Genomic DNA, 26,639 nt, shown 5'->3' with positions numbered 1-26,639 from the left:
TGGCCGGTGTGATCTCGGGCCACTGGCGTGATGTGCCAACCGCACAAAGAAAGTTTTGCATTTGTGACTATTTGATAGAAACACAACGTTTTCAAAAAGTAAAATAAGGCTCGACTATTGTTCATCAATCAGAAAGAGCCTATGAAACACGCCTTCAGCGCAATCGCACTTTCCCTCGCCACGCTCACCTCTGGCGCGGCACACGCCGGCGAATATATTGGCAGCGTGGCCACCAACGGCTGGCCTGACTTCCGCCTCAATCCTGGCGACAGGATTTTCTCGCCAAACTTACGCTACATGACCTTGATGCAGCAAAACGGCAACCTTGTGACCTACCGTCTTAGCGACTTCCAGATGATTTTCAATTCCGGTCCGCAAAGCAATGGCGGCACCTACGGCCAGTTGACCGAGAACCACGGTCTTGCCATTCGTAACAACTATCAGCAACTGTGGAGTACCGGCACCGCGCAGGCGGGCGTCGCAGATCCGGCCACCGCCCTGCGCCTGCACGATGACGGCAAGCTTGAAGTGAGCGGTTCCCCGCATCCAGGCAGTTCTTATCCCACCTCCATCTGGTGGCGCTCGGCGGGCGACCTTTACGTGCCTACCTGCCGGAACAACGAACCGGTCGCCTACCCGGTCTGCATTTATGGCGGCAACATGACCGTAAAGATGTGCACGCCAGAGGCGGCCAATACCTTTGTCATCAACAACGGCGGCCGCTACGGCAACTGCTAACGGCACCGTAACGCTGGCGGCTGCCTGACCTACTGATCCGTGGCGCTCGGGCGGTCGATGTCGAAACGACAGCTCTCCAACAGGCGATTGCCGCCAGAGCGGAACAACATTGCACAAAAATACATTCGGCGCTAATATTTACCGAGCATGCCGATCGTGCAGGAGGCCGTCAGGTACGCGTCTTCTCCAGCCTTAACACGATTCGCGCCCTCCGCAGGAAGGACCACCTAGTCAACTAACGGGAGATATAACGTGGCATTTCACAGTACGCGATTTTTCATAAAGGAAGTCCATAACGGACGCAATGTCTGGAGTGCCAACCATCGGACGGTGAGCGCTGACGACGTCACCGAGGTGTTGGAACAATACCGCCGCCATGGCGGCTCCTTGACGATCTACAGCGGCACCCATGGCGACCCGCAGGGCAACTTCAGCGGCGTCGACTACGCCGACCGTTCATTTGCCTATGAAGACAGGCAAAATCGCCTTCCGGGTGTTCGTGTCATCAATGTCAGCAGAGTCAGCATCAACATCGCCGACACGATTGCCAATGCCACTACCGATGTGATGTTCGCGTGGTGCTTCAGCCACGCCTCCATTACCGGCAAATCCGCTTACGCCTGAACCTGCCCGCTCCGGCCATCACCCTGGTCGGCGGCGGTTTGCCGGCGCAGGCGCAACCGCTTCCGCGATGGGTTGAGGGTTTCCCCCTTCACGTTGTCGCAAGCCGACGGAAGCTGTTTTCAATACTTGAGTGAAGGCGGCGCGTCAATGCGGCGCCTCTGCGACGACATGTTGCACGATCGCAGGAAGCGCTTCCATAACATGCACAAAGCATAATTTTTCTTGTTGATATCCAAGGCTTTTCGCCTTATACTCCGGGAAAGATTGCATGAAATTAACGCTCCCTCCAGGTAGGCCATCGCACAGCTGTGGAGTTGCGCACGGTGCAGTCAAGCGCGGCGTTTCGGACCGCGCTTTGCGGGCGGCATGGCTTCGCTGATGCGTGGTTCGCGCCATTCGCGCGGGCGGTGACATGTGTATGCGCGTTCGCGGGCGGCTGGTCAAGCACGTCGGTTCGGTCACGCCGTTCGTTTCAAGCATACGCGCATCGGACCCCTGACACTCAAGTGGAATCGCCGGTGCGGGGGGCAATTCGTCATGTAATCCGATGCGGGCATCCGCTTGGCTCTCCGTTAGATCGCTTTCACAAGTAGTTCAATTCAAGGCATTGGAGATATAGATATGGCAACATCCGGACAACAAACAAGGGGAATAACCAATCTTCAGCGCATGGTTGGAAAGGTCCGCGACGTCCATCGGGGTGGCTTCCCGGGCAGTCTGGCATTAAATCCCACCTACTGGAAGGAAAGGTTGGACCCTCTGCACCGCCCCACCACGCAACTCAATCCGCTGTGGTATGTATTCTTGAGGGATCCAAACCGCGGCCCGGATTTTTTTGCGTGGTTAGCAAGGCGCGAGGCGGGTGAAGTACGCGGAGTACGCTATCTTGAGCTGGAGGATCGGGCTACCTACAGAATCACTTTTTCCAACGCAGATGGCGGTGTTCGTGTCAATTTCCACCCCTCGCTACTTGGACTGAGCCAGGACGAGAAGGAGGTCATTTTTGTACTCGACCGTGCCGGCAATTTTTACGTTGGTTAGAAGGAGGTTGGGCGCTTTCATCACTCAAGCTTTTTAGCGGGCGCACCGGTTCTCGCAGCAGGATCGATGAGGCTAACAAACGGAAGGATTGGGGAGGTGAACAACCATAGCGGTCACTACCACCCAGGAATTTCCCACTTGACGCATGTGGCAAGGGCGATGCAGACGCAAGGAGTGAACGTTCATAATGTCAACATCGTGATGTACGGCACTGGAAACCGTGAACTAAGCAGGAACACCGCAGCGCAATTGCTTGGCATCGCTGCCCCCGCCTGACATCCATTTCGCGACGGCGTGAAGGGCTCCCGCTTCACGTTGTTGCCAGCCGACGGAAGCTGTTTTCAATGTGTCGGGGACGACGCGATATCGCCTATACTGGAGTCGGAATTCGCACAATGGCTGACGACAGGATCAAGCTCGCCGCCATTCCCGACTCCGCGTTTGGCAGCGAGGGCCGGGAACGGGGACAGTGCGTTTTTGCGTCTCCACGAAAGACGACACCCGGCGCCCAAACGCCTGGCCAGACCGTGATCTACCCGAGCTGGATATTCAAACATGGCAATCAGGCGCATCACCGTGGCAGACCTGGCGTTCGGCGAACCGCTGCGCTGGGATATTTTCAGCACGCCTTCGGCCGCCCGTCCGCTGCTGAAAAAGGGCCAGGTGCTCGCGCCCGGCGAGCTTGACGACTGGCTTGTCGCCGGCGTGTACGCCGATGCGTCGGCGCCGGTGTCGGTGCTGCAATCGCTCAACCAGATCAACCGCCGCCTCGAACGCACCTTGATGGACCTGCGTGACCAGGGCAGCGCCGACCGCGAACTGCGCACCATCGCCGACGACCTGATCGCCACCGTCGAACGCGGCGGCGACGTGGCGCTGGCCGCCATTTTCCTCAACCAGATCGCCGGCGCATATGCGGTGCGGCATTGCACCGAGGCGGCCGTGATCGCCTGCCTGATCGCGCGCGCCATGGGCAAGTCGGCGGCCGAGATGCTGGTGGTCACGGCGGCGGCCTTGAGCATGAACGTGGGCATGGTGCGCCAGGCGGAACTGTTCCAGAACAAGGATGGCGCACTCTCGCACGAAGAGCGGGCGCTGGTGCGGCGCCATCCGTCGGCCAGCGTCGAGATGCTGCGCTGGGCCGGCGTGCACGACGAGGACTGGCTCGACCTGGTGCTGCTGCATCACGAAAACGATGACGGCAGCGGCTATCCGGCCGGCAAGCTGGGCGACGAGATTTCGCAGAATGCCAAGCTGATCGGGCTGGCCGATCGCTACTGCGCATTCGTGTCGGCGCGCAATTACCGGCGTTCCTTGCTGCCGCCGGTGGCGCTGGAGCGTTTGGGGGCTGGCAACGAGATGCCGTACGATCAGATCGTGCTGGGTCACTTCGCCACCCAGATCGGCGCCTATCCGCCGGGCACTTTGGTCAGGCTGGAGAACGACGAACTGGGCGTGGTGTCGCGGCGCGGGCAGGACGGCGCGGGGATGGGCGTGCATGTGCTGCGCGCGGCCGATGGCAAGAGTTTGGGCGAGGCGCAGGAGCGCCTCACCAGCGAACCGGGCTGCGCAATTGCCGAAGCCTTGCATGAGGATCATGCGAAGCTACGTTTTCCGATGAAGCAGGTCTGGGGCGAGCTGGCGAGCTTGTAAGACAGGTACAGCATGAATGATATTGACGACATTGAGCTGCACGACGCGCTGTTAAAAACAATGGAAACGGACGATCGGACGGTTGCATCGCCATCACCGCCGAAAAAATCAGCCTGCAGGTCGATCCCATTGTCGGCGCGCGATAACGCGCTCTCTTGATCGAGCTGACACCATCATCGCCAAACAATGCGTTAAGATGCCGGGCAAATAATTGCTGAGGAACTGGACATCCATGCGACATCTGAGCGAGCTGTTGGACACTGCCGATCCGGCATTCCCCCTGATCCGGCAATGGGCCAGCGCGGCCGACCTGCCGGTCGAACTGCTGCCGCCCTCGGCCGACCGGGCCGCTGTGCTGCTGGCACTTCAGGTAACCACGCGCTCCGCCATGGGCGCGCTTGCCTACGAAAGCGGGGGCATCCTGGTCGATGGCGGCTGGCTGCGGATACTGGGTTCCGGCCATCCCCGATTGGAGCGCAACATCACCGCCTGGAACGCAGGAAAATCGGACGGTTTCCTGCTGGTCGCCGATGACGTGCTTGGCGGTTTTTTCGCGCTCAACGGCGGTGGACTCGGGCATGACCAGGGCATGGTGTATTACCTCGCCCCCGACACGCTCGTATGGGAATCGCTGGAAGTGGGCTTCACGGACTTTGTCGAATGGGCTTTGACTTCACGGATACGTGAATTCTACGGCCGGGAAATCATGGAGAAATACGCGCCTGAAGTCAACGCCATGTCCGGCGAGCAGTGCTTCGGCTTTTTCCCGTTTTTGTGGACCAAGGAAGGGTCGCACGAGAGCAGCGCGCGGCGCGCCGTTCCGGTCGAGGAACAGTGGAAACTGAACCAGGATCTCCTGGCCCAGGCGTGAACGCCGGCGCAGGGTAAGCTCAGGCCGACAGCTCAGTGGCCCAGCGCCCCCACCTTGCGCTCGACAAACCCTTGCAGCTCCGCCGACAGATTGCCCGCCGTCCGGGCGCGCTGGAAAGCCGCCAGCGCTTCCGGCAAGCGCTTCTCGGCTTCCAGCGACATGCCCAGGCCCATCCACCACACGCCGTTGTCCGGCGCGCTGCGCAGCGCCGCCTGGTACTGTTCCACCGCCTCCTGGTGACGCCGCTCGCGCTGCAAGGCCCCCGCCAGGAAGGCGCGATATTCGCCGTTGCCGCCGGCCGCCGGCAAGCTTGCCATCAAGGTCTCGACGCCGGACCCGCCGGCATCAATCTGCATGCGCGCCAGCAGCATGGCCATGGCCGGCTGCCTTGTGTCGAGCGCCAGGCCCGCTTGCAGCAGACGCATGGCCTCGGGCGTGCGCCCCTGTTCGATATGAATCCCGACCAGGGTCTGGCGCGCCGCCTCATGGCGCGGCTCAAGCGCCAGCGCCTGCTCCAGTTGCGCCACCGCGTCGCTTACCCGGCCGTCCTGCAGGCTGGCCAGGCTGCGCCGGTAGACGCTCTCGGCGCCCTGCCCGCCCGCCGCCTGGCGCCCGGCGAGCGGCGCCATGGCGTCAATGCCCGCAACCGTCCTGCTGCGCTGCGCCGGCAACACCGGCTTGTCCGCCCGCATTGGTGCGCTGCGCTCGCGTTGCGGCGCGGCTGGCCTTGGCTCCGCCTCCAGCGCCGGCTTGACCGCCGCGACCGGCTCCGTGGCCACGGGCGCCAGCTGCGGGACCGCTGGCGGCGCCACCGGCAACGTTTGCGGCGGCGCAATCACAGCTTGCTGGATCGGCGTGGCTGGCGCCACCGCCGGCAGCGGCTCGGCCAGCGTTCCAATCGGCTGGTGCAGCACACGCCAGCCATACACCCCGCCCACGGCGAGAATGAGCACCCCGGCCAGCGCGCCCATCACCACCGGCAGCGGCACGGCGCGCTCGCCGCGTCCGACCGGGCGGATGTCGGACTGGGCCGCGTCGGCGCCCTGCGTGCCGCGCGCGTCGAGGTCTTGCAGCATCTTGTTGATCAGACTCATGTGTTCAAGGCCCAGGTAAGTCCGCCGCCCGCCACCATCGTCAGCGCCAGCGCGGCAAGCCAGGGCCATCGGGGGCGCCTGGCGGAAAGGGTATCGCGCACCGCGTCGCGCACGTGGCGCCGGCTCACTTGCTGCCGGCCTTGCCCGTAGCACAGCATCAGCGCCTTGTGCGCGAGAATGTTGACCAGGCGCGGAATGCCGCCGCTGGCCGAATACAAGGCGCCCACCGCACCCCGGCTGAACAGCCGCGCCCCGCTGAAACCGGCCACGCGCAGCCGGTGCGCCAGGTAAAACTCGAGGTCGTCGCGCGTCAACGGCCCCAGATGGTAGTGAAAGGTGATGCGCTGGGCCAGCTGGCGGATCGATTGCAGCGCCAGGTTGCGGTTGAGCTCGGGCTGGCCGAACAGGACGATCTGCAGCAGCTTGCGCTTTTCGGTTTCCAGATTGGTCAGCAGGCGCAGCGCTTCCAGGCTCTCGATCGGGATCGCCTGCGCTTCGTCCAGACACAGCAGCACGCGCTTGCCGTCGTTGGCCAGCGCCATGAGCTGGTGGGTGATCGCCTTGAGCAACTGGTGCTGGTCGACGTCCTTGTCGAGCACCAGCGCCAGTTCGTCGGCCAGGGCCAGCATCAGCGTCCGCGGTTCCAGGTAGGGATTGGGAATGTAGGCGGTGACGAAGTCGTCGCCCAGGGTCGCCATGAACTTGCGGCACAACAAGGTCTTGCCGGTGCCGACTTCGCCCGTGATCTTGATGAAACCTTCGCCATTCCTGGCGGCCACCAGCAGGGTGTTAAGCGCTTCCTGCGAATCCGGGCTGGTGAAAAAGAAACTCGTGTCCGGCGTGATGCCGAACGGGACTTCGCGCAGGCCGAAGTGCGAGGTGTACATGTTAGCGCTGTCCCGCCGCGCGCGGATCGAGGTCGTCGAAGCGGCGGCTGGTGTCGATCAGGTCCTGGTTCCAGCTGTTGGCGCCGTCGACGATGGTCGGCTTGATCAGCACCACCAGTTCGCGCTTCTGGTTGACATTGCTCTTGTTGCGGAACAGGTTGCCGAGCACCGGAATATTGCCCGCGCCCGGAATCTGGTTGCCGTCGGCGGTCGAGGACTGGCGCATCAGGCCGCCAATGGCGACCACCCGCCCGTCTTGCCCGCGCACCATGCTGTCGATTTCCGAGGTGGACGAGGCCGCCAGCGGCAGGCTCAGGTTGCCGGCGCTGCCGAGGTTGACCGATTTGCTGACCGTGGTGACCTGGCTGACCGAGGGGTGTACGTGCAGCAGGATATTGCCCTTTTCATCGATCTGCGGGGTCACGTCGAGCACTACGCCGGAAAAGAACGGTTGCAGGGTCACGCTCGGGCTGACGGTATTGTTGTTGTCGCCGGTGCTGGTGGTGGTCGACACGCCGGTCACGTAAAACTCGTCGGTGCCGATCTTGAGCACGGCTTTCTGGTTGTTGATCGTGGCAATGCGCGGGCTCGACAGCACGTGCACGGTGCCCTGCGATTCCAGGAAGGAAATCAGCGCGGCGAAATTGCTGGTCTGGAAAGCCAGGCCGAACATCGACCCGGCCGCGGCTGCCGCATTCGAGAGCAGGAAGCCGGTGCTGGCGGTCAAGGATTTGGGGTCGCCGATCACGGCCGGCTGGCCGCCGGTATACGGCAGTGGCGCCAGCGAGGTGCCCGGCTGCACGAAGCCGGTCGAGACGCGGTTGCCATGCGAACCACGGAAGGAAGCGAACGAGGCCCAGTTGATGCCGCTCTGGAAGCTGTCGTTCAGTTCCACCTCGAGAATCTTGGCTTCCAAAATCACCTGGCGCCCGACCGAGAGCTGGGTCGCTTTCAGGAACAGGTCGACATTGCGCAGTTCGTCCGGCATGGCGCGGATCACCACCACGCCCGACTGCGGATTGACCACCACGCTGCGCCCCAGCTCCCTGGAGCCGACGATCGCCGCGAGCGAGGTCTTCAGTTCGAGCCAGAAGTCGCTGTCCGAGGTGGTGCTGACATTGGTGCTGTCGGTCGGCCCGTTGCTGTTGCCATTGTTGTTGCCGCCATCCTGGCCGTTGTTGTTACCGCTGTTGTTGCCGCTGTTGTTGCTGCTGTTATTGCCGCCGCTGTTGTTGCCGCCGTTGCTGTTGCCGCCGCCGTTGTTCTGGTTGTTGGTACCGTTGGTGACAGAGGTCGAGGTCACGCGCAGGTTCGACTTGCCCTTGCGGTTGCCGACCAGGTAGTTCACCTGGAAGATGCGGGTCTGCATGGTGAGCGGTTTGACCGAGACCCGGTTGCCTTCGATGCGGTAATCGTAGCCGTACATTTCGCGCACGGCGTCGAGCGCTTCGGCCAGGGTCACGTCTTTCAGGTTGGCGGTGATGTTGCCGCTGACCTCGGGATGGACCAGCATGTTGTAGCGCGTGCCGGTGGCGATCGAATTGAAGAACTGCTGCGCCGGCACATTGTTGAAGCTGACATTGAAGCGTTCTTCGAGCGCCTGGCGCGACTTGGGCAGTTGCCCGGCCAGCGCCGCGACCGGCGGCAGCAGGGCCGCACTGACGGCATCGTCGAGCGGCGGCGGCGTGCGTTTGGCGGCCAGCGCCATCTCGGCGGTGATGTTCTCGTAGGTGTCGCGCTTGGGCGTGCTGTTGCACCCGGCCAGGGCCAGGGCGCTTGCGATCATCGATGCCATCACGAGGTGGTCCACACGGTGTTTTTGCATGCTCTTTGTCAGTCTCTCTCGTTAAGCCGCTGCGGGGCTGGCGTGCGCGGGAACAGGCGCAACACGCGGCGTTCCTTGCCTTTCACCAGTACAACTTCATTCTGCGTCATCTGCGCCACGCGCGCGCCCCGGAACTGTTCGCCCAGGCGCACCGTCTGGCCGTCGATCACGGCCACGTGGCGCCCGCCCGCATGGCGCGCGATCAGCACCGACTGCAACTGCGGCTCGATGCTGTGCGGCGCCGCCGCATCCCCGGCCGGGGTGGTCAGGCTTGCCGGCGGACGGGTCGGATCGGGCAGCGGCTGGGCGCTGGCGGCCTGCGCCGCCAGCGCCAACGCGCACAGCAGCAGGCGCGCGCTCATAAGGTCATCCATTTCTTGTCCAGGCTCAAGGTGTACAGGGTCAAGGTCAGGCGCGCGTCGGGATAAGCCTCGACCTCGAGCTGGGCCTTGCCCCAGAACAGCTGGACCGGCATGGCTTCGAGCGCGTCCATGTAGTTGAGCATATCCAGGTAATTGCCGCGCACCGTCACGTCGAATCCGTGCGCGTAGATGGCGCGTCCGGCGCCGGGCGCCGGTGCGGAGGGTTCGGCATCGCCCGCAGCGCCGGCGAACGAGCCCTCGAACGGAATCACCGGCAAGCTTTTCACGGCCACCAGGCGCAGCCGGCCGTTGGCCTTGAGAATGCGTTCGAGCAGCGGCGCGATGCTTTCCGGCCTGACCAGGCTGTTGTGCGCGGTGCGCAGGCTGTCCGTCAGCCTGGCGCTGGCGCCCTGGATCACCGCCAGGCGCGCGCGGTTGTCGCGGTCGGGGTCGACCGCGTTCGCTTGCGCCATGGCCGTGATCTCGGCGTCGATGCCAAGCATATTGTCTTGCTGCTGGCTGATCTGGCTGCGCAGCATCTTCTGGCGCGCGAACAGGGGGTCGAACAGCAGGGCGAACAGCACGAACACGACCACGCCGACGGTGGCGCCGAACACCATGGCGCGCTCGCGCACGGTCATGGCGTCGATTTTCAGTCTCAGCTGGAGCAGGCGCGCTTTCATTTGGCAGCCTCCGCCTTGATGCTGCCGGCCACCTGCTTCATGTCGGCAGGCGCAGCGGCGGCAGGCGCGGCGGCCACCCGTTCAGGCGCCACGTCCTGCAGCGTGAAATCGATATAGGGTGCCAGCTGGCCCGGGTCGTCGCCATCCTTGCCTTCCACTTTCAGGCGCGCCCGGCTCATCTGCAGACTGGAGAAATTCTTTCCCTGCATGGCCGGCTCGCGCGTGAGGCGGGTGACGTAGGCCGGCACCAGGCTGGCGTCGAGCGCCCTGCCCTGCAAGCCGATATGGTGGCCGTCGCCGCCGATGCGTACGCCGGTCAGCCACAGGTCGGTCGTGCCCTGGCGCGCCAGCGCCTTGAAGTAGCGCGCATAGCCCTTGCGCGCTTCGGCCAGGGTCGGCCCGCCCAGCACTTTGGAGACGTCGTGCAGCGAAGCCAGGTCGGCTTCGGCGCTGGCAATGCGCAATTCGAGCTCGCGGCTTTTCTGGCGCGGAGCGAATTCGGCGATCACCCGCGCCTGGCGTTCCTTCTTCCTGGCCAGCTGGTCGGCGCCGGCGGCCGCTTCCGCTTCCAGCCGGCTCACGCTGTGGCGGCCCACCATCACCAGCGCCAGCGCGCCGGCCACCAGCACGCCGAGCGCGAGCAGCATGGTGCCGGACGTGAAGATCTTCTTCTGCTTGAGAAACTCGGGGTTGAACAGATTGATTTGCTGGCTCAAGAGGCAACCTCCTCTTGCCGCAGCGCCGCGCCCAGGGTCAGGAAAAAGCGCTGCTGCTGCGCGGCGGCGGCCAGTTCCGGCACCGCGCCCAGGTCGAGCACGCTGGCCAGGTCGAGCGACTCGACCTTGGTGTACAGGTTGCTCGACAGGTATTCGTCGAGCCCGCTGGCGCCGGTCGGCGCCAGCACCAGTTTCGAGACGTTGATGAAGTTGTACTGGCGGTCGAAATGGTCTAGCGAGCGCTGCAATTCGAGGGTGATCTTGTCGTAGCACACGTGTTTGCGATCGTGATCGGTATCGAGCAATTGGTCGAGCGTCACGTCGATCCGGCGCGCCAGGTACAGCTCGGCATTATAGGTGACGGTCAGCAAGCCGCCTTCGCTGCCGAACGAGAGCACGGCCACGCCGCGCCCTTCCGGTTCCAGCAGGGCCGAGATATTCCGTTGCGCCATTTCAGGAATGTCGATCACGGCCAGCGGCACGCCGGCATCGACAAAGCGGTTCTGGCGGCTTTCGATCAGGCTGTTGCGCGCGGCCACCGCGAATAGCGACTGGCTGCGGCCCTGGGCCTTGTCGGTGGGGATGTCGAACACGTCGATGCCGGCCTGGTCGGCGGGAAAGTCGAGCATGTCCTTCAGGCGCCAGCGCACGGCGGTGCGCAGCTCGTCGGCCGGCACGTTGGGCGCTTCGACCGAAAGCAGCTGGTACTCGCCGGCCGCCAGCACGGTCGCGCAGCGAAAACTGTTGGCGTGCAACTCCTTGCCGGTCTTTTCCAACAGGTCGGGTCCGCCGCTTTTATCGGCCGCGTAAAACGCCGCCAGGGTCACCCGCGGCTTGCCCTCGGGCTGGCGCTTGACGCGCGCCGCGAACACGCCTTCGCCATGCAAGGCGATTGCCAGCAAGCCATCCTTCTTCTTTGATTTCGAGAAAAATCCCATGCCCGCAATCTATATCAATACCGCGCGCGAAGTTCGTGCGGTAGCTTCTTGATTATATTCAAGTTTCATCGGGATTTAACACCTAATTTGCGTTCGGCAACTGAAAGCGTCTGATTTCCACCGCATAGTAATAGCACTATGGAATGTTCTTTACACCCACCCATCAGAAAATCTCGCGGATGTAGATCAGCGGCGTGGTCTTGTACACGCCGAAGGTCAGCCTGCCGGGCGTGGACGGCAGCCACACCGGCAGGTTCAGGCTGGCGTCGACGCTGCCGGTGCGGCCGGTCGGCGCCAGCTTGAACTTGAGCACACCGTCTTTCGGCAGGGTCGTGGCCAAGGTGGCCTTGGGGTCGGGAAATGGGGTCAGCGAATTGCAGGTCGTCATGTTTCCCTTGCACTGGGCATAACTGAGCCGCAGCTGGCTTGTGGTGACGCTGTGCGGCAAGGTGACCGTGCCCGAATCGGGTTCCGGCGGCGGCAGGATACTGATCTGGTCGGTCGCGCTGGTGACCCAGCGCCCGTTGGTGGCGGTGGTGCCGGTCCAGTATTGGGCGCGCGCGGTGACCGGCAGCGGCAGCAGTTCGGAACCGAAGGCGTTTTCGACCAGCATGCGCCCGCGCACGAGCTTGGTGCCGCCTTCAACCGATATCAGGGAGCGGCCTGAGGTGACCAGGTCGGCGTCGCTGGCGCGCAGGTAGATCTCCATCGGCTCATACGTCGTGGCGGCGTAGTCGTAGCTCGGCCAGGTGGTGGCCACGCCCTCGATGAACACGGTCGGCGCATCGGTGATCGGGCTCGGCGTGAGCGTGCCCCGGGTGGCCTGGCTACCGCCGCCCATGGTGGTGAAAGGCAGCAGCCTGGGCGACTTGACGAACTTGCCCTGGTAAAACCTGGTGACCTCGTCGGCCGCATTGAAAGCCTTGACGATGGTCTGGATCGGCTGCTTCGAATAATGCAGGCCGAGCTTCTTGCAGTCGAGGGAATCGGGCGTGGGGCATAGCATGACGACCGGCACCTCGGTCGTGAAGTAACTCGGATAAAAGCGGCCCAGGGCGATCCCGTTGCTGGTCACGTCGGCCGTATCGAGATAGGTCGACAGGTACATGTGGGCGCGCACATTGATGATGCCAACCTCGGCAAAGGTAAAGTTGCTGCCGCTGGCCGCCCCGCCGCTGAACGGCGCAAAGTCGCCTTCCACCTTGGGAAACTTCTCGCCGTCGACCGCCATGTCGGCGAACGGCAGCGTCTCCGAACCCGGATCGCCGGGAATGGCGAAGTTGAGCGAATCGATGGCGACCGTGGTGACCAATTCTACCTTCTGCGGCAAGTTTTCCCTGCCAAAATTGGGCGTCGGAAAACCGTCGAAGTTTTGCGAGATCACATCGAGCGTAAACCCCGCGCCGGCCTTCCAGAAGCGGCCGATGTCGGCCGTCATCTTGCCCGATTCGACCAGCCCGGCCGGATTGGCCAGCGGCGTGCTCAGGGCGAATTTGTAGGGCCGCACCACGAACTGCCCGCTGGTGCTGACCTGGGCCAGCGCCGAGGCGGTCTCGGCCAGCAGCAGTTCGACCTGGCCCACATCCGAGTACACGAAGGACACCGGCACCGAGGTGGCCGAATTCGCATCGAAGCTGATCTGGATGCCCTGCCACTGGGCCGCGCTCTGGACCGCCGTATTGGCGATGCAGGATTTCAGGGCCACGTTCCGGAGCTTGGCGACGCCGCCGGCGCCGGTGGTCGGATTGACGCACTTCATCGAAAACTGCAGGGTCGGCGTGGTGCTGGGCGGCACGATCGTCTTGAAATTGAGGTCGAGCGCGGTGTTGTCGATGGCCGTGATGTAGACCGTGCCATTCACCGCCGCCTGCTGGGTCGGCATGCTCAGGTAATTGCACTGGCCGATGCTGCCGGGCGTGATGCCGGTGCGGCAGGGTCCGTCGGTAAACACATACCGGGCGCTGGAAAAGCTGATGGTCTTGCTGGCGCTGTTGTTGGCCAGGTCGTTATCGAACTGCAAGCCGCCGACGCTGGCGTTGGCGGTCATGCTGCCCGGCGCGGTCAGGGCGATGCGGGTGCTGATGGTCAGCGCCGGCGCCGCCTCGCCCACCGCCAGCTGTTCGGGCGAGACGCAGGTGAGCACCTGTCCCGAGCGCGAGCAGGTCCAGCCGGTGCCGGTCGCCGAGATGAAGTCGAGCCCGGTCGGCAGGGTGTGCTTGACGGTAATCGGGCCGGCGTCCGGCAAGGGGCCGTTGTTGGTCACCGTGTGAATCAGGTTCATCACGCTGCCGCGCGCCGGCGTGCCGCTGCTGGTGATCGCCAGCGACAGGTCGGCCACGTCCACGTTCGGCACCGAGACGATTTCGGCGTTGAGCAAGACCATGTCCTGGCCCGACTCGTACAGCATAGTGGCGGTGGTCTGGCCGGCGAACAGCTTGGGGCTGGCCAGCACGTAGGAATCGAAGTCGATGCCGTAGGAAGCGTTGTCGACCGTGCCGCCGATATTGCTGGTCGAATTGAACTGGTTGCCGGACGGATTGGCCGTATCGACCATCTCGGCGCCGTTGAACTTGAGGTTTTCGCCACCGCCCGAGAGCGTGGTGTCGCCCTCCCAGGTCACGTGGGCGATGCGCCCGGTGGCGGTGCCGAGCGGCGATGGCGTCTTGAAGTTGCTCAGGTTCAGGTTGACCTTGATATTGTCGGCGCCATAGGTGCGGATGTACTGGAAACCCTCGTACAGATTGAGCACGCGGAAGGTTTCGCCCGGTGCCGGCACGGAATAGATGGCCAGCAGCGAAAACCCGCCCAGCACCCCTTCCACCCCGCAAAAGGTGCTGGTGTTATCGATCGACAGGCCGCTGAAGGTATACGTGGCGTTGCGCTTGGCCGTCACTTGCGCGGTGACATCGGCCGCGCCCGAAAAATAGTTGTAGCCGATGGTGGCGGTGGTAAAGCGCCGGTTGGCCGGGGCGCTCACCGAGGCGCCGTCCATCAGCACCGTGTAGTCGGGCGAGGAACCCGATCCAGCCCAGTACAGCTGGGCGCTGACGATCTTGGCGGTCGAGGGAATCCCGGCCAGGGTGGCGCTCAGGGTGCCGGTATTGATGGCGCACGGGTTGTTGCCGTTCGAGCCGGTGCGCATGGTCTTTTGCACGCCGGTAAAGTTGAGCCGGCCGGCGTAACTCTTGAACAGCGCAATCGGCGTATCGGCGCGCGCCGGCAGGCTGGCCAGCAGCAGGCCGGCCGCGCACGCGGCGGCCAGCGCGGCGGTCCAGGGGGATGCAAGGCGCGCCGTCATGGTTCCTCCGATGACGCGCTGAATTCGACGTGCACCACGCGCTGCACGTAATCGGTGCTGTTCGATGGATTCGGGCAGCCGCCCGCGCCGGGGCTGTTGCAAGCGGTGCTGCGCACCGTGTAGCGGGCTTGGCCCGTGGCGCTGTCGACCGTACGCAGGCACACCACCGTCACCGTCATGCGCGCCAGGCCGCCGTCGCCCGGCAGCGCGAAGGTGCTGATGCTGGGCACGCCCGAGGCCGCCGTGGTGCAGGCGCCCTTGGCGCGCGTGACCTGGAACACACCCCACTCGGTGCCGGCGCGCGCGGCCAGGTAGGCGCGCGTGCCCTGCACATCGAGCATGGAACTGGTGTTGGCGGTGGTCGACAGGGTCACCATCGCCACGGCCAGGCCGGACAGTACCACCAGCAGGAAGATGGCGGTGATCAGGCTCACGCCTTGCACGTGGCGCAGGGGCGGCCTGGCGATCATGGATTATTGTCCACGTGAACTTGCTGGGTCATGCGGATCGCCCCGTCGCGCCCATCCGGGCGGCGCAGGGTCAGGGTCAGCCGCACCAGCGCCGCGCGCGTGTTGCCGATCAGGGTGTAGTTGAATTCGCAGGACTCGACATTGGTCGCCAGGATTGCCGGCGCGGCGCTCGGAACGCTGTTCTGGGCCGCATTGAAACCGTAGTTGGCATGGCGCGAGAGCACGCCGTTGGCGCAGCTGTAGGTGACCGGCTGGCCGGTCACCTGGAAGCGATGCATCGGATGGGCCATTGGCGGGTTTTGCTGGGCAAACGGATTGGCCTTGAGCGTGATCACCTTGGCGGCGGCATCGACCGCCGCCACTTCGGCGCGGTTGGTGGGCACGGCGGCGTACACGTTCAGGGCGTCGCCGCTGACCATCAGGTTGTTGACCACCACCATGTCGCCGGCGGCGATGCGCTGCGGACCGTCCTGCAGCGGCCCGAGCACGCGGAACGTGAGATCGGCCGGGTCGACGAAGTTCAGGTGGTCGCCCGCCGGATTGTTGGGCGGGGCGAGCGTATCTTCGGCCGCCAGGTAACGCCCGCCGGTCTTGGTGGGCACGAATTCGATCGCATTGCCCTGCACCCGCACCGTGTTCGGCAGGGCCAGGCGGATTTCGCGCACCATGCGCCGCACGGCGGTATCGGCGGCGTCGGCCAGCTCGGCGCGGCCGGCGCTGTCGACATAATTTTGCACCGGCAGGCGCAGGAAGGTGGCCACGATGGCGCCCAGGATGCCGGTAATGACGATCACCACGATCGCTTCGACCAGGGTAAAGCCGTGCTGGCGCGGCTGGCGGAGAGGACACGTCATCATGGCGGCGAATTCGGTGCGTAGCGCACGCGGTAGCCTTCCAGCACCACGCTTTCCACGTTGTTGAAGAAGACGGACACACGGATCGCCAGCGCTTCGGTCTGCGGCACTTGCCGCCCCGCCGGGCCGAGACCGCCGGTCGGGCTGATGCTCAGCATGACCGTGTAGCCCGGCAAGGCAATCTCCTGGCCGGCCGCGTCGCTCAGCTTGCCCGCGTTCAGGAAGGCCTGGGTCGGGGTGCTGTAGGCGGCCACGTAATCGTTGACGTTGTCGAAAGGCCGCGTGCCGCCCGCCTCGTTGCCGGCGTTTTCGACCAGGCTGGCACAATTGTCGCCGCCGAGCGCCGCCGCCTTGGCTTCCTCGACCCTGGAATCGGTGGCATCGCAAAAGGTGAAGCGGGCCAGCTGGACTTCTTCCATCAGGCCTTCGGCCAGCATCAGCGCCTGCTTGCGCACCAGCGGATCGGCGCTGGTGCGGGTGGTGAGGTTCATGGCGTTGAGGATGCCGGCCAGGCCAACCCCGATGATCACCATGAAGATGATCAGCTCGATAAAGCTGATGCCGCGCTGGCGCGCCAGCGGGGGGCGGCGCAGGCGCGCGCAGTCAGTGGACATAGCCGGTCTCGGCTTCGACGACCACGCTGGCGCTGTTGGCGCCAGCCTTGACGCTCAGGGTCAGTTTTGCAAACCCGGACCCGCTCACGCCGGGACGGCCCAGGGCGTCGAAAAAAAACATGCCGGTGGCGGGACTGGTGACGTAGCTCACGCCGTTGGGCGCGCCTTCGCAAGCCCAGCTGCCGGACTGGTCGCAACGGTTGAGGGTGGTTTTTTCGCCGCTGTTGCTGCCGGACGCCGCCAGCACGCGCTGGTCGGCCGGGCACGCGGTGTCGTTGCTGAAGCACAGCGCCACGCTGGCGCCGTCGAGGCGCACGAACACGGGGCGGTTCTGGGCCACGGCCATTTTCTGGCCATAACGGATCAGGGCGCTCGCCTGGTCGCCGAAGGAGGCGGCGTCGTACACGGCGCGGTCGAACCAGCGGGCGGCGGCGGCGGCGCCGAGGATGCCGACGATCACCATCACGGTAATCAGCTCGACCAGCGTAAAACCGTGCTGGCCGCTGCGCTGGAGCCGGACTGTGCTGTTCATGGGGGTATTGCAGGCCGGACTGGCGCGATGGGTGGCGGCCGTGGCCGCGTTACCCATGCTGCGCTGCGCCAGTCGGTCAGTCACGCTCGGTGGCTGCTTAGCAGGAAGTGACCACGGCGGTGATCTTCGGTGGGGTCGGCTCGGCGCCGGCGACGCCGGCGACAGCCGCCTTGTACAGCGCGTAGCAGTTCAGGCCCTTCACGGTGCCTTTGATGCTCGATGGAACAACCGCCACGTCGCCGGCCGACAGGGTCGGCGAGTTGGTGCCGCCGCCGGTGGCGGTGATGAGCTCATAATCGGTCGCGTTCAGGCCGGCCGCTTCCAGCAGCTTGGCGTCGCCCACAGGATAGCCGTTGGCCACGTTGACGACCACGCCTTCGAGCGAGACGGTGGTGGTCGGGTTGATCAGGAACTTGCCGTGCACCATGGCCGACACCGCCTCCATCGAGCCCTTGGCCGCCTTCATGGTAGCTCCGCGGGCGTCGCCGCCCAGGTCGGCAAATTTCGGCAAGGCGGTCGCCGCCAGGATGCCGAGGATGACGATGACGACGATCAGCTCGATCAGGGTGAAACCGGCTTGGGTGGCGTGACGGAACTTACCGAAGGATTGCATTTTCATGTGGATCTCCAAATTCGTTTTAAGCAGTGAACAATGAGGTGCGTAACAGAAACACGTGTACCGTATTCTTTAACGGCGGTTTATCTATTAACTTGAGTAAGGGCAACGGTCCGTGCATCTGGCGTACCACTCTGCTTGGCGGGGATTGTGGGCAAGCGAGATAATTCTACCTTGAAACTTATGCGCTTCGTGGTGCCTTGTGGAAATTTCTTTTCCTTGCTTATCAAGTACACCAGAGTTTTTGTCCGGAGGTCGAAATACCAGTTGCCCGGTTCCACCTGCCCGGGCGCCGGCGTGAAGTATTCACCGGCATAATTGCGCGGTTTTTCAGCCAGCAGGTCGATCGGATTGCGCCCTGCGAGCAAGGCGATTTCCGACTCCTTGCCACGGGCCTGCAACTGGCCGACCTTCAATACCAGCGCGGTGCGCAGCACGCCGGCGAGCTGTTCCACAGCGGCCAGTTCGGCCCGTTGGCGGTAGTCCAGCAAGCGTTGTAAAAGCACACCACTGAGTACCGCCACCACCACCGTACAAACTGCCAGTTCGAGCAGCGAAAAGCCTCGCGAATTCGACAACATTGACGGGGTGGCAATCTGTCTCATTTATGCAATGCGGCTTTGCCCAGGTCCCAGATCGGCAGGAAGATGCCCAGCGCCAGCACCAGCACCATCGCCCCCAGGAACACGATCATGATCGGCTCGATCTGGGCCGACAGGGTTTTCAGTTCGTAGTCGACCTCGCGCTCGTACATCTGGCCGATTTCATCCATCAGGTCGTCGAGCGAGCCGGTTTCTTCGCCCACGGCGATCATTTGCAGCACGATCGGCGTAAATACCCCGGCGGCCACGCCGGTGCGCAGGATGCTCTCGCCGCGCTCGACGCCATCGCGCATGCCTTCCACGCGCGAGGCCAGGTAGGCGTTATCGACCGTTTGCGAGACCACCGTGAGCGCCTGCACCATCGGCACCCCGCTCTTCATCGACAGCGCGAAACTGCGCGCAAAACGCGCCATGGTGCCTTTCAGGATGATTTTGCCGGCAATCGGCAGGCGCAGGCGCACCCGGTCCCACCACATGCGCCCGTCCACCGAATTGATGTACGCGCGCCAGCCGAAAAACGCCATCAGCGAGCCCACCAGCAGCGCCGGCCAGAAACGCACCATGAAATTCGAGCTGCCGATCAGGATGCGGGTCATCAAAGGCAGTTGCGAATTGAAGCTTTCGAACACCTTGACGAACTGGGGAATGACGAAAATGTTCACCACGATCATCGCCAGCAGCATCGCGATCATCACGAACATCGGGTAGCGCGTGGCGGTTTTCACGCGTTCGCGCATGTCGCGGTCGAATTCGAGGTGGTCGAACAGGCGCAGGAACACGTCTTCCAGGCGCCCGGTCATCTCGCCCACGCGCACCATGGACAGGTAAAAGTTGGAAAACACGGTCGGATGGCGGCGCATGGCGGCCGACAGTTCGCGCCCGGAGTCGAGCGACTCGCGCAAGTCCTTGATGACCTTGCCGAACGACTTGCTGATGGCCGATTCCTGCAGCCCGGCCAGCCCGCGCATGATCGGCACGCCTGATTTCAGCAGGGTGTACAGTTGACGGCTGAACAACTGGACGTCCATCGACGTGACTTTTTTCTCGAACAGGCGTTCGAAAAAGCCCTCCTCGCTGCCGCTGGTGACCGCGCGGCTGGTCTGGGTGATGTCGAGCGGCGTGACGCCGTTGCCGAACAACTGGTCGGCCACCGCCCCGCTGTCGGCGCCCTCCAGCACGCCTTGCATCAGCTCGCCCTTGGCATTGCGTCCCTTGTAGGCGAAAAACGGCACGGTTTAATCCTCGACCTGGTTACTGATGCGCATCGCTTCGGACACCGTGGTGCGGCCCTGCACGGCCAGCTGCACGGCGTGGCGGCGCAGGGTCTCGCCCTGCATCTCGGCGTGCGCGGCTTTTAAGAAGTGGGCCGGGTCCGGGTGGTTGGCGGCGTCGACCACGGCGCTGGTCATCTCCAGCAGCTCATACACGCCGGTACGGCCGCGGTAGCCCATGCCGTTGCAATGCGAGCATCCTTTGCCGTGGAAGAACTGGGTGGTCTCGGCCAGCTCGCGCAGCTCGGCGCGCAGCCATTCGCGTTCCGTCGGCGTGGTCTGGTAGCTGGTGCTGCAGCTTTCGCAGATCACCCGCACCAGGCGCTGGGCCAGCACCGCTTGCAGCGAGCTGCCCACCATGTAGCGCGGCACGCCCATGTCCATCAGGCGCAGCGGGGTGCTGGCGGCGTCGTTGGTGTGCAGGGTCGAGAGCACCAGGTGACCGGTCATGGCGGCGCGCAGGCCGATCTGGGCGGTTTCCTGGTCGCGCATCTCGCCCACCAGGACGATGTCGGGATCCTGGCGCAGGGCGGAACGCAGCACGCGCGCGAACGACAGTTCGATCTTGTCGTTGACCTGCACCTGGTTAATCCCGGGCAGGCGGTACTCGACCGGATCTTCCACCGTGATCAGTTTTTTCTCGACCGAGTTCAGTTCCGACAAAGCACTGTACAAGGTGGTGGTCTTGCCGCTCCCCGTGGGGCCGGTGACCAGCACCAGGCCGTTGGGGCGCTGCACGATGGCGCGGAATTTTTCCACCAGGCGCGCCGGCATGCCGATCGCGTCCAGCCGCAAGGTGGTGCCGCCCTGGTTCAACAGTCGCATGACCACCGATTCGCCGTACTGGGTCGGCATGGTCGAAATCCGCACGTCGATGCGTTGCTGCTTGACCTTGACGGCGAAGCGGCCGTCCTGCGGCAGGCGCTTTTCGGAAATGTCGAGATCGGACATGAGTTTCAGGCGCAGCGCCAGCGGCGTGGCGATCTTGATATCGGCCTCGGTTTGCAGGTGCAGCACGCCGTCGATGCGGAAACGGATCTGCAGCCGCGTTTCCTGCGGTTCGATGTGGATGTCCGAGGCGCGCACCTGGGTGGCGTCGTCGAACACCGATTGCAGCAGCTTGACGATGGGCGCCTCTTCCAGGCCCGGATTGGCGGCCAGGGTGCCGAAGTCGACGAAGGTGTCGCCCAGGTCTTGCTCGAGTTCGCGCGCGAAGTCGGTGATCTCGTCGGTGCGGCGATAGATGCGGTCGATCGCGGCCAGCACTTCGGTCTCGTTGACCACGGCCAGTTCGATATTGCGTTTGACCAGGCGCGCGATCTCGTCGTAGGCGAACAGGTCGGTCGGGTCCGACATGCCGATCAGCAGCGCGCCGCGGCGGTCTTCCAGCGCGATGGCGCGGAAACGGCGTGCCTGCGTTTCCGGCAACTGGCGCACGATGTCCGGATTGGTGTTGTAGAACTTGAGGTGAATGTATGGAATGTCGAGCTGCTTGGCGAGCGCGCCCGAGATCTGTTCCTCGGTGACGAAACCGTTTTCGATGAAGACGCGCCCGAGCTTGCGGCCGGTGCGCTTTTGGTCTTGCAACGCCGCACCCAGTTGATCTTCGGTTAACAGCTTTTGCTGGACGAGGATTTCGCCGAGGCGGACTTTTTCTGGCCGTGCCATGAAGACCCTTGTTGAATGCTTGTCGAGAGAATAAGACGGGTGCTGCGCACGTAAGACCGTCGAACTATTCTATTCCAGAAACACTAGTTTTTTACAATCGGAATGATTTTGTGTCGCAGGAACGTGCAACCATTGTGTAAGCGATACTGAATAGGCTACAGTCGCTGATGCCGCATTGACCAACATGCCGCAAAATCAATTGTTGCGGAACAAAGACCCGCAACTTCCGATCCGTCGCCCCCGCGCAGGCGGGGGTCCATAGCACCGATGCTCAGAGGTGCCATGGACCCCCGCCTGCGCGGGGGCGACGGTGGTAACCCAACACTGCCAACATGAGCATACCCGCGCTGCGCTTTCGCCAGTTAGTCAAACGCTACGCCGGCACGCCGGTGCTGGAAGGCATCGACCTCGACATCGCACCCGGCGAATGCGTGGGCCTGGTCGGCGTCAACGGCGCCGGCAAAACCAGCCTGCTCAAATGCCTGTTCGACTTTGTGCGCGTCGACGGCGGCAGCATCGAGATCTTCGGCCGCGCCCACCGCGAAGCGGCCGCACGCAGCCCGCTGGCCTTTTTGCCGGAACGCTTCATGCCGCCCTACTACCTGAGCGGCGCCGAATTCCTTGCCTACATGGCCAAACTGCACGGCAGGCGCCACGACCCCGACGCGGCCCGCGCCATGCTCGATGCGCTCGACCTCGACCACGCGGCCCTGTCCATGCCGGCGCGCAAGCAATCCAAAGGCATGACCCAAAAGCTCGGCCTCGCCGCCTGCTTCCTGTCAAACAAACAAGCCTACATACTGGACGAACCCATGAGCGGCCTCGACCCCAAGGCGCGCGCCCGCCTCAAGGAGCGCCTGCGACACGTGCGCGCACAAGGCGCCACCGTGTTTTTCAGCTCGCACGCGCTGGCCGATATCGAGGAACTGTGCGACCGCATGGCCATCCTGCACGACGGCCAGCTGCGCTTCACCGGCACCCCTGCCGCCTGCCGCGAGGCCTACGGCGCGGCCACGCTGGAACAGGCCTTTCTCACCTGCGTGAATTGAACAACATGTATCACAAGCATTTCGGCCTGCACCAGTCTCCCTTCGGCATCACGCCCAACCCGGCTTTCTTCTACGCGGGCAATACGCGCGGCGAGATCCTGGACGCCCTGCTCTATGCCGTCGAGCACGGCGAAGGCATCATCAAGGTGACCGGTGAAGTGGGCAGCGGCAAAACCATGCTGTGCCGCATGCTGGAAAATCAGCTACCCAAGCACATCGACGTCATCTACCTGGCCAACCCGACCCTGAAAAACACCGAAGTGGCCTACGCCATCGCCGGCGAACTCGAACTCGACGTGAGCGGCAAGCGCATCGATGAAGTCACGCGCATGCTGCAAGCGGACCTGATCGCCCGCCACAGCGCCGGCAAGCAGGTGGTGCTGCTGGTCGAGGAAGCCCAGGCCATGCCTCTGGAAACGCTGGAAGAAGTGCGCCTGTTCTCGAACCTGGAAACGGCGCGCCACAAGCTGCTGCAGATCGTGCTGTTCGGACAACCCGAGCTCGACGCGCACCTGAACCTGGCCAGCATGCGCCAGTTCAAGGAACGCATCACCCACAACTTCGTGGTGCCGGCCATGCCGCCCGACGTGATTCCCGACTTCCTGGCATTCCGCCTGCATGCGGCCGGCTACAACGGCCCGGCTGTGTTCAGCGCCGCCGCCACCAGGCAGATTGCGCGCGTGTCGCAAGGCATCGTCCGCCGCATCAACATTTTGGCGGACAAAGCCCTGATGGCGGCCTACATCGACGAGTCCGACCGGGTCGAAGCGCGCCACGCCAGGGCGGCAATTGCCGACTGCGCCTTTGCCAGCACAAATGGGCCCACCGTCAAGACACTGCTACTGGCAGTTGTCGGCATGACCACGCTATCGTTGCTTGCCTGGCTTGTTTCGCGCAGCATCTTCTTCCATTAGGCGTGTGGCAATTGCCCCACGCTTACTTTTCGGCCATTATTGTGTCTTGGCACTCAAGAGCGCACCAATGACCCTGAAAAAACCTGTTTCCTCGCTGAGCACCGCCGGCACCGCCATTGTCTGCGCCGTCTTGAGCGCGTGTGCCACGCCCACCATGACCGGTTCGCCCTCGCATGTGACGGAAACGCCGCGCGCCGCCGGCAGGATTCCCGATCCGGTGCTGCACAGCGCGCCGCTGCCGCCGCCCAAGGCCACGCCCAGGGTCGAGACCTACAGCGTGACCGTGCACAAGGTGCCGGTGCAGTCGCTGCTGTTTGCGCTGGCGCGCGATGCCCGCCTGAACGTGGACATTCATCCCGGCATCGAAGGCACGGTCACCCTGAACGCACTCGACCAGACCCTGCCGCAGTTGCTGACCCGCATCTCGCGCCAGGTCGACATGCGCTACGACATCGACGGCAGCACCCTGACCGTGCTGCCGGACACGCCGGTGTGGCGTAATTACAAGGTCGATTACGTGAACATGGCGCGCAGCACCAACAGCAGCGTCAACATCGCCACCCAGATTTCGACCGCCGGCGGCGGCTCGAGTTCGCCGACCCTGACCAACGCCAACGGCAGCACCAGCGGCGGCGCGGCCGGTGGCAATACCGGCTCGGGCAACAACAATTCCACCACCTCGGTCACCAACCGCTCGGAAAACAACTTCTGGGGCAGCCTGGAAAAGAATATCCGCGACATGCTGCGCGAGACCACCCTGAACGATGCGCCAACCACCATCTCGGCGGCGCCGCCAGCGGTGCAGGCGGCGCCGGGCGCGGCCCCGGTCGCGCCGGGTCAGGCTGCGCAGGCAAGCCAGAACGCGCCCGTGCCCGATAATGTGCTGGCCGCCTTCAACGCCTCCTCCGGCGACCGGCAGCGCAATGCGCCGTCGGTGATCGTCAACGCCGAAGCGGGTTTACTGGCGGTGCGCGCCACCGGGCGCCAGCACGAAAAAATCCAGCAATTCCTCGACATCGTGCTCGGCAGCGCCAAGCGCCAGGTATTGATCGAAGCGACCATCATCGAAGTGCGCCTGTCCGACCAGTATCAACAAGGCATCAACTGGAGCCGCATGCGCGATGGCGTCTCCGGCGGGCTGTCGCTGGCCCAGCGCCAGGTCGGCACCGCGCCGCTGTCGTCGAACGTGGTGGTGGGCGCGACGCCGGGCATCTTTGCCCTCAACTACGTCAATCCGACCTCGGCGCTGGGCAACATCACCGCCGCGATCCAGCTGCTCGAATCGTTCGGCAAGGTCAAAGTGCTGTCCAGCCCCAAGATCAGCGTGCTGAACAACCAGACCGCGATGCTCAAAGTGGTCGACAACAACGTCTTCTTCACCATCAAGGTCACGCCCGCCGTGATCGGCGTGAATGGCAACGTCACCACGCCCGCCACCTACGAATCGCGGCTCGAGACGGTGCCGGTCGGCTTTGTCATGAGCGTCACCCCGCAGATTGCCGACAACGACGAAGTCACGCTCAATGTGCGCCCCACCATCACCCGCATTGTCGATTACGTGCAGGATCCGAATCCGGCGCTGGCCGCCGAAAAGGTGACCAGCCGGGTGCCGGTGATCCAGGCGCGCGAGATCGAATCGATCCTGAAGGTCTACAGCGGCGATATTTCCGTGCTGGGCGGGCTGATGCAGGACTCGGTCGACAACGCCAAGGACGCCGTGCCGGGCGCGGGCCAGGTGCCGATCTTCGGCAACCTGTTCTCGTACCGTAACGAAAAAGTCAGCAAGACCGAACTGGTGATCTTCATCCGTCCGGTGGTGGTCAAGAACGCCAGCGTGAATGGCGACTACAAGGATTACCGCTACCTGCTGCCGGACACCAGCGGCGCAGTGTCGGTGCCATACGCCGAGCCGTATTCGGAACCCGTGCGCGTGAAGGTGAACTGATGAGGGTGACCTGAGATGAGCCTCCTGATGCAGGCGCTCAAAAAAGCCGAGCGCGCCAAGCAAAACCATGTGCCGGACGAGGAACTGGCCAAGCCGTCCGAAGCCTACGATGAGGTGCTGGAACTGTCGCCGCACGAGAATGCCAGGGCCGCCGAGCCGCTGAGCCTGTCGCCGCTGGAGGCCGCTCCGGCTGGCGCGCCGGCTTCCGCCCGCACTGAGCCCGTGATCGACTTCGCCCCCGAAGCGCCGCGCATGGCCACGCCCGATCCGCAGGCCGAAGCGCCGCGCCGTTCGCGCAACGCCCCGCCGCCACCGCTGCCACGGGTCAAGGCCCGGAAACGCGCCATGGCGGCGCGCATGGACGCGCGCACGATCCGCATCGCCGTGCTGGGCAGCATCGCCCTGCTGATTGCCGCCGTGTTCGGCTATATCTACTGGCACGCCGTGTACGGCCCCGGCTCCAGCCGAGGTTTACCGATGGTGCCGATGCCGGGCCAGAACCAGCCGCTGGCGAGCGCTCCCGGCGCCGTCGTGCCCGACATGCCGGGTGTGCCCGTGGTGGCATCCCAGCCCGGCGTGGACGTCGCGCCACCGGCAGCCCAGCCGGTCCAGGCCTACGCGCCGCCGCCCTCCTCGCGCGACCAGATGCCGCCGGATGAAGCGATGCGCCTGGCGCAGCTGCAACAGCAAGCGCCCCCGCAAGCGGCGCCGCCCGCACCGGTCGCCGCCACAGCGCGCGCCACGGTTGCGGCCGACGCCAGCACCATCCGCGTGGCGCGCGTCGCCAGGCCCGAGCAGGTCAACCCCTCGCTCCAGAGCGGCTTTACGGCCTACAACAACGGCGACCTGACGGCTGCGCGCCAGAGCTACCAGAGCGTGCTGCGGCAAGACCCGAACAACCGCGACGCCCTGCTCGGCATGGCGGCGCTGGCCGCCCGCGACAACCAGGCCGACCAGGCCGTCGCCATGTATGCGCGCCTGCTCGAGCTCGATCCGAACGACAACGACGCGCTGGCCGGCCTGTCCAGCGTGCGCCAGGGCGACCCAGGCCAGTCCGAAGGCCGCCTGCGCCGCATGGTCGAGCGCAATCCCGAGTCCGGCACGCTGCTGTTTGCCCTGGGCAACCTGTACGCGCGCCAGGGCCGCTGGCCGGAAGCCCAGCAGCACTACTTCCGCGCCTATTCGGCCAATCCCAACAACGCCGACTACGCCTTCAACCTCGCGATTGGCCTGGACCGCCTGAACCAGGGCAAGCTGGCGCTAACGTACTACCAGCGCGCGCTGGAACTGGCGCCGCGCGGCGCCGTCAATTTCGACCGCGACGCTGCCGCCACGCGCGCACGCGAACTGGGTGGTCCAGTGGGCAACCCATAA

General features: G+C 64.2%; 26 protein-coding genes and 1 pseudogene. 11 read left to right on the top strand and 16 right to left on the bottom strand.

The window, feature by feature from the left end:
* The first annotated feature begins 141 nt into the window (after window positions 1-141).
* From F1609_RS05625 to F1609_RS05600, 7 genes and pseudogenes are all read left to right on the top strand, one after another.
* Complete coding sequence (locus tag F1609_RS05625; protein WP_167075497.1) at window positions 142-738, top strand: hypothetical protein; 597 nt, start codon at window positions 142-144, stop codon at window positions 736-738.
* Between the two features lie 252 nt (window positions 739-990).
* Window positions 991-1,362, top strand: coding sequence for a hypothetical protein (locus F1609_RS05620; protein WP_167075496.1), 372 nt, complete (start codon window positions 991-993; stop codon window positions 1,360-1,362).
* A 621-nt stretch (window positions 1,363-1,983) separates the two neighbouring features.
* A complete protein-coding gene (locus tag F1609_RS05615; RefSeq protein ID WP_167075495.1) occupies window positions 1,984-2,403 on the top strand; it encodes a hypothetical protein in 420 nt (139 codons plus the stop codon).
* A gap of 12 nt (window positions 2,404-2,415) precedes the next feature.
* A pseudogene (locus F1609_RS35545) lies at window positions 2,416-2,679 on the top strand (IQM protein middle domain-containing protein); the annotation flags it as partial.
* 279 nt (window positions 2,680-2,958) lie between these two features.
* Window positions 2,959-4,056, top strand: coding sequence for an HD-GYP domain-containing protein (locus tag F1609_RS05610; RefSeq protein WP_167075494.1), 1,098 nt, complete (start codon window positions 2,959-2,961; stop codon window positions 4,054-4,056).
* 12 nt (window positions 4,057-4,068) lie between these two features.
* Window positions 4,069-4,215 (top strand): hypothetical protein, encoded by a 147-nt coding sequence (locus F1609_RS05605; RefSeq protein ID WP_167075492.1) that lies wholly within the window; start codon window positions 4,069-4,071, stop codon window positions 4,213-4,215.
* Window positions 4,216-4,288: 73 nt separating this feature from the next.
* The gene (locus F1609_RS05600) at window positions 4,289-4,927 is read left to right on the top strand and encodes a DUF2625 family protein (protein WP_167075490.1); all 639 of its coding nucleotides are present in this window, start codon (window positions 4,289-4,291) and stop codon (window positions 4,925-4,927) included.
* A gap of 32 nt (window positions 4,928-4,959) precedes the next feature.
* Here F1609_RS05600 and F1609_RS05595 read toward each other — a convergent pair whose 3' ends face one another.
* The 16 genes from F1609_RS05595 to F1609_RS05520 form a co-directional block, all read right to left on the bottom strand.
* Complete coding sequence (locus F1609_RS05595) at window positions 4,960-6,021, bottom strand: tetratricopeptide repeat protein (RefSeq protein WP_167075488.1); 1,062 nt, start codon at window positions 6,019-6,021, stop codon at window positions 4,960-4,962.
* Window positions 6,018-6,908, bottom strand: a complete 891-nt coding sequence (locus F1609_RS05590; RefSeq protein ID WP_167075486.1) for an ExeA family protein — start codon at window positions 6,906-6,908, stop codon at window positions 6,018-6,020. Before F1609_RS05590 ends, F1609_RS05595 begins: the two co-directional genes overlap by 4 nt.
* A 1-nt stretch (window position 6,909) precedes the next feature.
* Window positions 6,910-8,733, bottom strand: coding sequence for a pilus (MSHA type) biogenesis protein MshL (gene mshL / locus F1609_RS05585; RefSeq protein WP_167075484.1), 1,824 nt, complete (start codon window positions 8,731-8,733; stop codon window positions 6,910-6,912).
* Between the two features lie 8 nt (window positions 8,734-8,741).
* On the bottom strand, window positions 8,742-9,107 hold the full coding sequence (locus F1609_RS05580; RefSeq protein ID WP_229421654.1) for a hypothetical protein: 366 nt from the start codon (window positions 9,105-9,107) through the stop codon (window positions 8,742-8,744).
* Window positions 9,092-9,778 carry a type II secretion system protein M gene (locus tag F1609_RS05575; protein ID WP_167075482.1) on the bottom strand — a complete coding sequence of 229 codons (687 nt, stop codon included), beginning with the start codon at window positions 9,776-9,778 and terminating at the stop codon, window positions 9,092-9,094. The genes F1609_RS05580 and F1609_RS05575 overlap by 16 nt, the downstream gene beginning before the upstream one ends.
* Complete coding sequence (locus F1609_RS05570; RefSeq protein ID WP_187362922.1) at window positions 9,775-10,494, bottom strand: PilN domain-containing protein; 720 nt, start codon at window positions 10,492-10,494, stop codon at window positions 9,775-9,777. The genes F1609_RS05575 and F1609_RS05570 overlap by 4 nt, the downstream gene beginning before the upstream one ends.
* Window positions 10,491-11,432: a type IV pilus biogenesis protein PilM gene (locus F1609_RS05565; RefSeq protein ID WP_167075481.1), complete on the bottom strand. Its 942-nt coding sequence runs from the start codon at window positions 11,430-11,432 to the stop codon at window positions 10,491-10,493. The genes F1609_RS05570 and F1609_RS05565 overlap by 4 nt, the downstream gene beginning before the upstream one ends.
* Window positions 11,433-11,595: 163 nt before the next feature.
* Window positions 11,596-14,730, bottom strand: a complete 3,135-nt coding sequence (locus tag F1609_RS05560; protein WP_167075479.1) for a DUF11 domain-containing protein — start codon at window positions 14,728-14,730, stop codon at window positions 11,596-11,598.
* Complete coding sequence (locus tag F1609_RS05555; protein WP_167075477.1) at window positions 14,727-15,200, bottom strand: agglutinin biogenesis protein MshP; 474 nt, start codon at window positions 15,198-15,200, stop codon at window positions 14,727-14,729. Before F1609_RS05555 ends, F1609_RS05560 begins: the two co-directional genes overlap by 4 nt.
* Window positions 15,197-16,057, bottom strand: coding sequence for a type II secretion system protein (locus tag F1609_RS05550; RefSeq protein ID WP_206752949.1), 861 nt, complete (start codon window positions 16,055-16,057; stop codon window positions 15,197-15,199). Before F1609_RS05550 ends, F1609_RS05555 begins: the two co-directional genes overlap by 4 nt.
* Complete coding sequence (locus F1609_RS05545; RefSeq protein WP_167075473.1) at window positions 16,054-16,668, bottom strand: type IV pilus modification PilV family protein; 615 nt, start codon at window positions 16,666-16,668, stop codon at window positions 16,054-16,056. The genes F1609_RS05550 and F1609_RS05545 overlap by 4 nt, the downstream gene beginning before the upstream one ends.
* Window positions 16,658-17,284 (bottom strand): pilus assembly FimT family protein, encoded by a 627-nt coding sequence (locus tag F1609_RS05540; protein ID WP_370661596.1) that lies wholly within the window; start codon window positions 17,282-17,284, stop codon window positions 16,658-16,660. The genes F1609_RS05545 and F1609_RS05540 overlap by 11 nt, the downstream gene beginning before the upstream one ends.
* A gap of 13 nt (window positions 17,285-17,297) precedes the next feature.
* Window positions 17,298-17,819 (bottom strand): type II secretion system protein, encoded by a 522-nt coding sequence (locus F1609_RS35190; RefSeq protein ID WP_167075471.1) that lies wholly within the window; start codon window positions 17,817-17,819, stop codon window positions 17,298-17,300.
* A gap of 80 nt (window positions 17,820-17,899) precedes the next feature.
* Window positions 17,900-18,421, bottom strand: a complete 522-nt coding sequence (locus F1609_RS05530) for a type II secretion system protein (protein WP_167075469.1) — start codon at window positions 18,419-18,421, stop codon at window positions 17,900-17,902.
* Window positions 18,418-19,650: a type II secretion system F family protein gene (locus F1609_RS05525; RefSeq protein WP_167075467.1), complete on the bottom strand. Its 1,233-nt coding sequence runs from the start codon at window positions 19,648-19,650 to the stop codon at window positions 18,418-18,420. The genes F1609_RS05530 and F1609_RS05525 overlap by 4 nt, the downstream gene beginning before the upstream one ends.
* A 3-nt stretch (window positions 19,651-19,653) precedes the next feature.
* Window positions 19,654-21,357 carry a GspE/PulE family protein gene (locus F1609_RS05520; RefSeq protein ID WP_167075465.1) on the bottom strand — a complete coding sequence of 568 codons (1,704 nt, stop codon included), beginning with the start codon at window positions 21,355-21,357 and terminating at the stop codon, window positions 19,654-19,656.
* A 332-nt stretch (window positions 21,358-21,689) separates the two neighbouring features.
* Here F1609_RS05520 and F1609_RS05515 point away from each other — a divergent pair, with 332 nt between their 5' ends.
* The 4 genes from F1609_RS05515 to F1609_RS05500 all read left to right on the top strand — a co-directional run bounded on the left by F1609_RS05515 (window position 21,690) and on the right by F1609_RS05500 (window position 26,639).
* A complete protein-coding gene (locus F1609_RS05515; protein ID WP_167075464.1) occupies window positions 21,690-22,406 on the top strand; it encodes an ABC transporter ATP-binding protein in 717 nt (238 codons plus the stop codon).
* A 5-nt stretch (window positions 22,407-22,411) separates the two neighbouring features.
* Window positions 22,412-23,320 carry an ExeA family protein gene (locus tag F1609_RS05510; protein ID WP_167075462.1) on the top strand — a complete coding sequence of 303 codons (909 nt, stop codon included), beginning with the start codon at window positions 22,412-22,414 and terminating at the stop codon, window positions 23,318-23,320.
* A gap of 67 nt (window positions 23,321-23,387) precedes the next feature.
* Entirely contained in the window at window positions 23,388-25,265 is a 1,878-nt protein-coding gene (gene mshL / locus F1609_RS05505; RefSeq protein ID WP_167075460.1) for a pilus (MSHA type) biogenesis protein MshL, read from the top strand.
* A gap of 15 nt (window positions 25,266-25,280) precedes the next feature.
* Window positions 25,281-26,639 carry a tetratricopeptide repeat protein gene (locus F1609_RS05500; RefSeq protein WP_167075458.1) on the top strand — a complete coding sequence of 453 codons (1,359 nt, stop codon included), beginning with the start codon at window positions 25,281-25,283 and terminating at the stop codon, window positions 26,637-26,639.

Origin of the sequence: Massilia aquatica, from assembly GCF_011682045.1 — a bacterium.
Classification (GTDB): Bacteria; Pseudomonadota; Gammaproteobacteria; order Burkholderiales; family Burkholderiaceae_D; genus Telluria_A; species Telluria_A aquatica.
Note: the sequence above shows the minus strand (reverse complement) of the source record. Positions and strands in the feature narration are given on the sequence as shown.

What these genes read in the sequence shown, in the direction of transcription:
- F1609_RS05625 (WP_167075497.1), top strand. Translation starts at nt 142, where the DNA reads ATGAAACACGCCTTCAGCGCAATCGCACTTTCCCTCGCCACGCTCACC.
- F1609_RS05615 (WP_167075495.1), top strand. Translation starts at nt 1,984, where the DNA reads ATGGCAACATCCGGACAACAAACAAGGGGAATAACCAATCTTCAGCGC.
- F1609_RS05610 (WP_167075494.1), top strand. Translation starts at nt 2,959, where the DNA reads ATGGCAATCAGGCGCATCACCGTGGCAGACCTGGCGTTCGGCGAACCG.
- F1609_RS05605 (WP_167075492.1), top strand. Translation starts at nt 4,069, where the DNA reads ATGAATGATATTGACGACATTGAGCTGCACGACGCGCTGTTAAAAACA.
- F1609_RS05600 (WP_167075490.1), top strand. Translation starts at nt 4,289, where the DNA reads ATGCGACATCTGAGCGAGCTGTTGGACACTGCCGATCCGGCATTCCCC.
- F1609_RS05595 (WP_167075488.1), bottom strand. Translation starts at nt 6,021, where the DNA reads ATGAGTCTGATCAACAAGATGCTGCAAGACCTCGACGCGCGCGGCACG.
- F1609_RS05590 (WP_167075486.1), bottom strand. Translation starts at nt 6,908, where the DNA reads ATGTACACCTCGCACTTCGGCCTGCGCGAAGTCCCGTTCGGCATCACG.
- mshL (WP_167075484.1), bottom strand. Translation starts at nt 8,733, where the DNA reads ATGCAAAAACACCGTGTGGACCACCTCGTGATGGCATCGATGATCGCA.
- F1609_RS05580 (WP_229421654.1), bottom strand. Translation starts at nt 9,107, where the DNA reads ATGGATGACCTTATGAGCGCGCGCCTGCTGCTGTGCGCGTTGGCGCTG.
- F1609_RS05575 (WP_167075482.1), bottom strand. Translation starts at nt 9,778, where the DNA reads ATGAAAGCGCGCCTGCTCCAGCTGAGACTGAAAATCGACGCCATGACC.
- F1609_RS05565 (WP_167075481.1), bottom strand. Translation starts at nt 11,432, where the DNA reads ATGGGATTTTTCTCGAAATCAAAGAAGAAGGATGGCTTGCTGGCAATC.
- F1609_RS05560 (WP_167075479.1), bottom strand. Translation starts at nt 14,730, where the DNA reads ATGACGGCGCGCCTTGCATCCCCCTGGACCGCCGCGCTGGCCGCCGCG.
- F1609_RS05555 (WP_167075477.1), bottom strand. Translation starts at nt 15,200, where the DNA reads ATGATCGCCAGGCCGCCCCTGCGCCACGTGCAAGGCGTGAGCCTGATC.
- F1609_RS05550 (WP_206752949.1), bottom strand. Translation starts at nt 16,057, where the DNA reads ATGATGACGTGTCCTCTCCGCCAGCCGCGCCAGCACGGCTTTACCCTG.
- F1609_RS05545 (WP_167075473.1), bottom strand. Translation starts at nt 16,668, where the DNA reads ATGTCCACTGACTGCGCGCGCCTGCGCCGCCCCCCGCTGGCGCGCCAG.
- F1609_RS35190 (WP_167075471.1), bottom strand. Translation starts at nt 17,819, where the DNA reads ATGAAAATGCAATCCTTCGGTAAGTTCCGTCACGCCACCCAAGCCGGT.
- F1609_RS05530 (WP_167075469.1), bottom strand. Translation starts at nt 18,421, where the DNA reads ATGAGACAGATTGCCACCCCGTCAATGTTGTCGAATTCGCGAGGCTTT.
- F1609_RS05520 (WP_167075465.1), bottom strand. Translation starts at nt 21,357, where the DNA reads ATGGCACGGCCAGAAAAAGTCCGCCTCGGCGAAATCCTCGTCCAGCAA.
- F1609_RS05515 (WP_167075464.1), top strand. Translation starts at nt 21,690, where the DNA reads ATGAGCATACCCGCGCTGCGCTTTCGCCAGTTAGTCAAACGCTACGCC.
- F1609_RS05510 (WP_167075462.1), top strand. Translation starts at nt 22,412, where the DNA reads ATGTATCACAAGCATTTCGGCCTGCACCAGTCTCCCTTCGGCATCACG.
- mshL (WP_167075460.1), top strand. Translation starts at nt 23,388, where the DNA reads ATGACCCTGAAAAAACCTGTTTCCTCGCTGAGCACCGCCGGCACCGCC.
- F1609_RS05500 (WP_167075458.1), top strand. Translation starts at nt 25,281, where the DNA reads ATGAGCCTCCTGATGCAGGCGCTCAAAAAAGCCGAGCGCGCCAAGCAA.